The sequence below is a fragment of the Pseudomonas sp. GW821-FHT11D10 genome, assembly GCF_058808435.1.
This window is the reverse complement of the sequence record NZ_JBXARR010000004.1, coordinates 605,499-613,040: the sequence shown is the minus strand read 5'-3', so window position 1 is coordinate 613,040 and position 7,542 is coordinate 605,499. Positions and strand designations below refer to the sequence as shown.

Below are 7,542 nucleotides of genomic sequence, written 5' to 3'. Positions count from 1 at the left end.
GCCCGTGAGGCTTGACCATATAACACCCAAGCAATTTGACTACTCGAAAGAGCATCAGATTGCGGTGTGTGAAGACGCAATGAACCGAAAGTTCGACGCTCACAAAACACCGAAAACTGTCACATACCCAATTTGCTGAAGCGAGACCCTCTGGTCACGACTCAGTACCCGAATTTCTTGACGACCATAGAGCGTTGGAACCACCTGATCCCATCCCGAACTCAGAAGTGAAACGATGCATCGCCGATGGTAGTGTGGGGTTTCCCCATGTGAGAGTAGGTCATCGTCAAGATTAAATTCCGAAACCCCAATTGCGAAAGCAGTTGGGGTTTTGTTTTGCCCGCAGGAAAGTGGTCCGACCGTCGTTACTACAACCATTGGGGAAATCCCTCTGAAATGACCGCCCGGTTTTTGGTATGGTGCAGCTCGTTTTTTAACGGACTGAAGTCACGCCCAAGGATCGGCGCTCATTTTTTGTCAAAGAGTGGCTGCAGAAATGCCCGAACCCATCCCTATCAAAGATCACGAAAAAGAGACGCGGCTGGTCAACAAACGCCTGATCGCCTGCGCCTTGTTCGTCTTCGCCGTCAGTTGCGCCCTGGTTGTGCGCCTGTACATCCTGCAAGTCGTCGAGTTCGACTACCACTCGACTATCTCCGAAAACAATCGCGTCCATGTCCTGCCGATCCCGCCGACTCGCGGCCTGATCTACGATCGCAACGGCGTGTTGCTGGCCGACAACCGTCCCAGCTACAACCTGACCATCACCCGCGAACGCGCGACTGACGTCAACCAGGAGCTGGACGAAGTCATCAGTCTCCTGCATCTGCCCGCCGAAGACCGAACGGTCTTCGATAAGGCCATGAAGCAGTCGCGCCACCCGTTTACACCCGTAACGCTGTTCTACGAGCTGACCGAAGAACAGATCGCCGTGCTGGCAGTTAACGAATTCCGCCTGCCGGGCCTGGATGTCGAGCCACAGTTCGTACGTAACTACCCACTGGGCGCACACTTCGCACACTCGATCGGCTACGTCGGCCGCATCAACGAGAAAGAATCCAAGACCCTCGACTCTGTCGAATACCGCGGCACCCAATCCATCGGCAAGACCGGTATCGAACGCTTTTACGAGCCACAACTGCACGGCCACGTCGGTTACGAGGAAGTAGAGACCAACGCTCAGGGCCGTGTACTGCGCGTGCTGAAACACACCGATCCGATACCCGGCAAAAACATCGTCCTCAGCCTCGATATCAAGCTCCAGGAAGCCGCCGAAGCCGCATTGGGCGACCGTCGCGGCTCGGTCGTTGCACTGGACCCATCGACTGGCGAAGTGCTGGCCATGGTCAGCAACCCGAGCTTCGACCCCAATCTGTTCGTGACCGGTATCAGCTCCAAGGAATACTCGGCGCTGCGTGACTCCATTGACCGCCCGCTGTTCAACCGCGTGCTGCGCGGCCTGTACGCACCAGGTTCGACGATCAAGCCAGAGGTGGCGATTGCCGGACTCGACGCCGGCGTGGTCACGCCTCAGACCCGCGTCTTCGATCCCGGTTACTACCAACTGCCGGACTTCGACCACAAGTACCGAAACTGGAACCACAGCGGCGACGGCTGGGTGGACATGGACGCAGCGATCATGCGTTCCAACGACACCTACTTCTACGACCTGGCGCACAAGCTCGGCATCGATCGCCTGCACGATTACATGGCGATGTTCGGCCTCGGCGAGAAGGTCTCGCTGGACATGTTCGAGGAGTCGCCCGGCCTGATGCCGTCTCAGGCTTGGAAGCGCGCTACGCGCCGGCAAGCCTGGTTCCCCGGCGAAACCGTGATTCTTGGTATCGGTCAGGGCTACATGCAGGTCACGCCGCTGCAACTGGCTCAAGCCACCGCACTGATTGCCAACAAGGGCATCTGGAACCGTCCGCACCTGGCCAAGACCGTCGACGGTGTGGCACCGGTGGACGAACACCCGATGCCGAACATCCTGCTCAAGGATCCGCGTGACTGGGAGCAGGTCAACCACGGCATGCAAATGGTGATGCACGACGCCCGAGGCATTGCCCGTGCGGCGGCGGCCGGTGCGCAGTACCGCATCGCCGGCAAGAGTGGTACGGCGCAGGTGGTGGCGATCAAGCAGGGCGAGCGCTACAACCGCGAGAAAACCCTAGAGCGCCATCGTGACAACGCCTTGTTCGTCGGCTTTGCCCCGGCCGAGCATCCGAAGATCGCAATCTCGGTAATGATCGAAAACGGCGAGGCCGGTGGCCGAGTCGCAGGTCCCGTGGTGCGGCAGATCATGGACGCCTGGCTACTCGACCAGGACGGTCACCTCAAGCCGCAATACGCGGCGCCGACCAAGGCACCGGGCGATCCCCACGTGTAATCCGGTCACAGCTTCACAGCACAGGCTCACGCAAGCTGAGCATGTGCTGGAAGCTGTCGAGGAACACCGCTTCCGCCTGAGTCATCTTCTGCTCGCGATTCCACAGCAGCTGAATATCGAAATCCACCACCCCATCCTCCGGCGGCAAGCGCCACAGCAGGCCTTGTTCGACATCCCGTCGAACAAGGTGAATCGGTAAACAACCAATCCCGAACCCTGCACAGATCAGGCGGTAAATCTCTTCAAAACTGGTGGAGGAGGCGACGATCTTGCCGGTAAACCCCTGCTGGTCGCGAAACAGCGTCAAGGGCGAAAGATTGCCGCCGAGCTGATCGCTGGTGAAGCTGACAAAGTTCTCCGCCGCCAGTTGCTCCAGCGTCAGATTCTGCTGTCCGAACAGGCGATGCCGCTGCCCGCAAAAGTACGCATAACGCTCACGAAACAATACCCTTTGCTCCAGTCTCGGCTGCGGAAGACGACACAATCCCACTCCCACCGTAGCGGTCTTTTGCAGCAATGAACTGATGATGTTCGAGCTGCCCATCACCTCGACTTCCAGCTCGATTTTCGGGTGAGTTTCGTGGAAGTCCGCAAGAAACTCATCGTAATGCCGCGCCTGCACGCCACTGACGGTGAGGATACGGATCTTGCCCACGACATCGTCATGGCGGTTCTCGACCACGGTGCCCAAACGAGAAATATCGCCGTAGATATCCGCCGCAATCCGCAGGACTTCTTCCCCGGTTTCCGTCAGATCAAAGCGCCGTCCGCTGCGGGCAATCAACACACAATCCAGTTGTTCTTCGAGACGTTTCAACGCCTGGCTGACCGCCGACTGAGTGATGTGCAGCCGGGCAGCGGCGCGGCTCATGCTGCCTTCCTGACCGATCACCAGATAGGTGCGCAGCAGGTTCCAGTCCAGCCGGTCATTTAGAAAACGCCGGCCGACCCAGGGATTAGTGGAAGAGGTCATGTAGTAGTCGCGCTAATAGTAAAGATAAGTTTTTGAAAATTGACTAATCCTGTCACGGAAGCGATAAAGCCCACAAGCGCCACAGAGCGCGACCGTCAGCCGCCTCGACACCTGCCCAAAACTATAAATACACAGGGTTCTTGCATGCACACCACCGCTCAGCCGCGTCGCGCCGCGGCCGCTGCCTTCATTGGCACAACCATCGAGTTCTACGATTTCTACATCTACGCAACCGCTGCTGCATTGGTGCTCGGGCAAGTGTTCTTTCCCAGCAGCGACCCGGTGACCAGCACGCTCGCCGCGTTCGGCAGTTTCGCCGTCGGCTTCATCGCCCGCCCGATGGCCGGGATGGTGTTCGGTCATTTGGGGGATCGTCTAGGTCGCAAGAAAATGCTGTTGGTGACCATGGCGCTGATGGGCCTGGCCACGGCGGGTATCGGTCTGTTGCCGAGCTACGCCAGCGTCGGCATCTGGGCGCCGATCGGGTTGATCGTATTGCGCCTGATCCAGGGCATCTCCGTCGGCGGCGAGTGGGGCGGGGCAGTGTTGATGGCCAGTGAGCACGCGCCGGCCAAACGCAAAACCTTCTACGCCTCGTTCGCCCAGCTCGGCAGCCCGGCGGGTTTGCTGCTCGCGTTGATCGCCTTCCGACTGGTGACATCGCTGTCGCCGGAAGACTTCCTCGCCTGGGGCTGGCGTCTGCCGTTTCTCGCCAGCGGCGTGCTGATGATGGTCGGGTTGATGATCCGCTCCGGGGTGCATGAATCCCCGGAATTCGCCAAGGCCAAGGACAACAACGAAACCGCCAAATACCCGGTGAAAGACGTGATCCGCCAGTGCTGGCGGCAGATCCTGTTTGCTGCCGCCGCCGTCACCATCGGTTCGGCCGGCTTCTTCTTCACCAACACCTTCATGATCACCTACGTCACCCAATATCAGGGCATCCCGCGTTCGACCATTCTCGACTGCCTGTTTCTGGTGACCGTCATTCAACTGCTGTCGCAACCGGTATCGGCATTGCTCGCCGAACGCATTGGCGAAGGGCGATTCCTGATGCTGGTCGCGTTGCTGTGCATGGTCACGCCGTACCCGATGTTCCTGCTGGTCGGCACTCAAAACATTCTGTTGATGACCCTCGGCATCGCCGTCGCGGTGGTGATTCTCTCGGCCTTGTACGCGGTGATCGCCGGATACATGACCCAGGCCTTTCCGGTGCACCTGCGCTACTCGGGCATCTCCATCGCTTATCAACTGAGCTGCGCACTAGCCGGCGGCACCACGCCGCTGATCGGCACGCTGTTGGCCAGCAAATTTTCCGGGCAGTGGCTGCCATTGGCGGTGTTCTTCACGCTGCTGTCGGCTCTATCTCTGATCGGTGTCTGTGGCCTCGCGCGTCTGCGGGCCAACCCGGTCGTCCTTCATACCAACAAAGAGGTGTATTCGTGAGTAAGCCCGCCCACATTGACCCGATCGAATGGCAAGCCCGTTGCGAGCTCGCCGCGCTGTACCGCTTGATCGCACACTTTCGCATGACCGACCTGATCGACACCCACATCACCCTGCGGATTCCGGGGCCGGAGCATCATTTCCTGATCAACCGCTACGGCGTCATTTTCGACCGCATGCGCGCCTCGGATCTAGTGCGCATCGATCAGGACGGACGCATCGTCGACCCTGAATACGCCGGGCATCGGGTCAACGCCGCCGGCTTCGTGATCCACTCGGCGATTCACATGGCGCGCCCGGATCTGAACTGCGTGATCCACACCCACACCGCCGCTGGCATGGCCGTCGCCGCGCAGAAACAAGGCCTGCTGCCGATCAGTCAGCACGCGCTGAAGTTCTACGGAAAACTTGCTTACCACACCTACGAAGGTATCGCGCTGTCGCTGGACGAGCGTGATCGTTTGATCGCTGACCTCGGCCCGCACCGGGCGATGATCCTGCGCAATCACGGCCTGCTGGTCGGCGGTTCCGGCGTGGCCCAGGCATTCCAGGAAATCCACTTTCTGGAGCGTGCCTGCCAGGCCCAAGTGCAGGCGCTGGCCGGCGGTTGCGAGCTGCATTTCCCGTCGCCGGAAGTCTGCGCCCACACCGCCGAACAGTTCGACCGTGATGAGCAGGACAACATCATCGACCTGGCCTGGGAGGCCGCATTGACCCTGATCGAATCCCAGCGCGAGTCCTATCTGTCATGAACACCGTTGCACTGATGTCCCGCGACACGCTGTTGCTCAAACAATTGCAGGAAGCCTTTGCCCGCCGTGCGCCGCAGCTCTCGGCGGTGCTGGCCGACGATCCCCGGGCGATGAATGCGCAGATCGCAGCGTGCTGGTTTCCGCTGCCGGACAGCCTCGCCGCGTTGCCCAATCTGCAAGTGATTCACTCGGTCGCTGCCGGTATCGATCATTTGGAGCACGATCCGTCTTGCCCCGATCTGCCGGTGTGCCGGGTGGTCGACCCCGGTCATCGGCAAGGTATGACCGAGTACGTACGCTGGGCGGTGATTCACTATCATCGCGGCTTCGATCAAGTGCTCGAGCAACAGCGCCAACAGCATTGGGAGCGACCGCTGCAACGCCCGGCCCATGAGTTCCGGATCGGTGTGATGGGTCTCGGCTCGCTCGGCAGCGCGATCGCCCAAGACCTGGCCAACGCCGGTTACGAGGTGCGTGGCTGGGCGCGCAGCAGCAAGGATTTACCGGGCGTGCAGACCTTTGCCGGCACCGATGCCTTCTACCCGTTTCTCGACGGCGTGGAGTTGCTGATCAATCTGTTGCCGCTGACTCACGAGACTCGCGGCATCCTCAATCGCCAGACGTTCGAGCACTTGGCCAACGGTGCGGCACTGGTCAACGTCGGTCGCGGCGGACACCTGAATATCGAGGATCTGCAACAGGCTCTGGCCCGTGGAAAACTGCGCGGTGCACTGCTTGATGTCTTCGAACAGGAACCGCTGCCCGCCGATCATCCACTCTGGAAAACCCCGGGCGTGACCATCACCCCGCACATGGCTTCGGCGGCCTCCCACGATTGCATCGCCGAGCAGATCGCCGAGAACTTCCGCCGTCTGAATGCCGGTGAACCACTGCTCAACAGCGCAGATCGACTGCTCGGTTACTGATCCGCCAGACAGGCCTGCAAACGTTCGATGAACAGCGTCTCGGCGCGGCTCATGCGCTGGTCGCGGTTCCACAGCAGATGAATGTCGACATCGGCAATCCCCTCGTGGGGCGGCAGGCGCCAGAGCAATCTGGCCTCGACGTCCGCCGCCACCACGTGCTCCGGCAAACAACCGATGCCGAACCCGGCGATCACCAGTCGCCGGACTTCTTCCAGACTCGGCGATGACGCGACGATGCGTCCGCTGAAGCCTTGCTGATCGCGAAAAATCGTCAGTGGCGAAAGCATCCCGCCAATCTGGTCACTGGTGAAACTGACGAAGTTCTCCCGCTGCAAATCGCCTTCACCGATGTCCTGCCGGCCAAACAGCGCATGGTGTTTGCCACAGAAGAACGCATAGCGTTGACGCAGGAACAGGCGCTGTTCAAGTCGCGGTTGCGGGCGACGATTGAGGCTCATGCCGAGCGTCGCGGTTTTCTCCTGAAGGGCGCTGACGATGTCCGAACTGCGCATCACATCAACCTCCAGATCGACCCTTGGATACTGCCGATGAAAGTCCGCAAGGAAGTCATCGAAACGCTCGGAAAAGATCCGGCTGATGATCAGCAGTCGCACCTTGCCGATCACTTCGTCGGCGGGTTGCTCCAGCAGGCTGCTGACCTGGGACATTTGCCCGTAGATCTCGCCGGCCAGTTCGAAGATCTGCTCGCCGACTTCGGTGAGGGCAAAGCGCGGGCCGCGTCGGGCGATCAATTGGCGACCCAATTGCTCCTCCAGACGCTTGAGTGCCTGGCTCACCGCCGGTTGGGTCAGGTGCAGACGCGCGGCGGCGCGGCTGATGCTCAGCTCCTGGCCGATCACCCGGAAGGTGCGCAGCAGGTTCCAGTCGAGACGGTCGTTGAGCAGGCGTTGCACATCACGTTCGGCCATGGCGGCTCTCGATTATAAGGTGAGGTAATACTCGGAATAATAAATAGAAAATTGACTAATCATAGCCCCGGGACGATAAATCACCCCACGACAGGCGCCGTCAGAGTGCCTCGGATTTATCGTTTTC

Annotated in this window: 6 protein-coding genes and 1 rRNA gene; 5 read left to right on the top strand and 2 right to left on the bottom strand. The window is 60.0% G+C overall.

The window, feature by feature from the left end:
- Positions 1 to 176: 176 nt before the first annotated feature.
- Together rrf and mrdA are read left to right on the top strand one after the other, a co-directional pair.
- A 5S ribosomal RNA gene (gene rrf / locus AC1RT4_RS16460) occupies positions 177 to 292 on the top strand.
- A 204-nt stretch (positions 293 to 496) separates the two neighbouring features.
- Positions 497 to 2,389, top strand: coding sequence for a penicillin-binding protein 2 (gene mrdA / locus AC1RT4_RS16455; RefSeq protein ID WP_085608182.1), 1,893 nt, complete (start codon positions 497 to 499; stop codon positions 2,387 to 2,389).
- Positions 2,390 to 2,402: 13 nt separating this feature from the next.
- On the opposite strand, the gene AC1RT4_RS16450 is transcribed toward mrdA, so the two are convergent.
- Positions 2,403 to 3,362: a LysR family transcriptional regulator gene (locus AC1RT4_RS16450; RefSeq protein WP_493086349.1), complete on the bottom strand. Its 960-nt coding sequence runs from the start codon at positions 3,360 to 3,362 to the stop codon at positions 2,403 to 2,405.
- Positions 3,363 to 3,506: 144 nt separating this feature from the next.
- Here AC1RT4_RS16450 and AC1RT4_RS16445 point away from each other — a divergent pair, with 144 nt between their 5' ends.
- Genes AC1RT4_RS16445 through AC1RT4_RS16435 form a run of 3 tightly spaced genes read left to right on the top strand, consistent with a single transcriptional unit; the run spans position 3,507 to position 6,486 of the window.
- Positions 3,507 to 4,808 (top strand): MFS transporter, encoded by a 1,302-nt coding sequence (locus AC1RT4_RS16445; protein WP_102688079.1) that lies wholly within the window; start codon positions 3,507 to 3,509, stop codon positions 4,806 to 4,808.
- The gene (locus AC1RT4_RS16440; protein WP_085608183.1) at positions 4,805 to 5,560 is read left to right on the top strand and encodes a class II aldolase/adducin family protein; all 756 of its coding nucleotides are present in this window, start codon (positions 4,805 to 4,807) and stop codon (positions 5,558 to 5,560) included. Before AC1RT4_RS16445 ends, AC1RT4_RS16440 begins: the two co-directional genes overlap by 4 nt.
- Entirely contained in the window at positions 5,557 to 6,486 is a 930-nt protein-coding gene (locus tag AC1RT4_RS16435) for a 2-hydroxyacid dehydrogenase (protein WP_493086346.1), read from the top strand. Before AC1RT4_RS16440 ends, AC1RT4_RS16435 begins: the two co-directional genes overlap by 4 nt.
- Here the strand turns inward: AC1RT4_RS16435 and AC1RT4_RS16430 are convergent.
- A complete protein-coding gene (locus AC1RT4_RS16430; protein WP_493086344.1) occupies positions 6,480 to 7,415 on the bottom strand; it encodes a LysR family transcriptional regulator in 936 nt (311 codons plus the stop codon). The genes AC1RT4_RS16435 and AC1RT4_RS16430 overlap by 7 nt on opposite strands.
- Between the last annotated feature and the right edge of the window lie 127 nt (positions 7,416 to 7,542).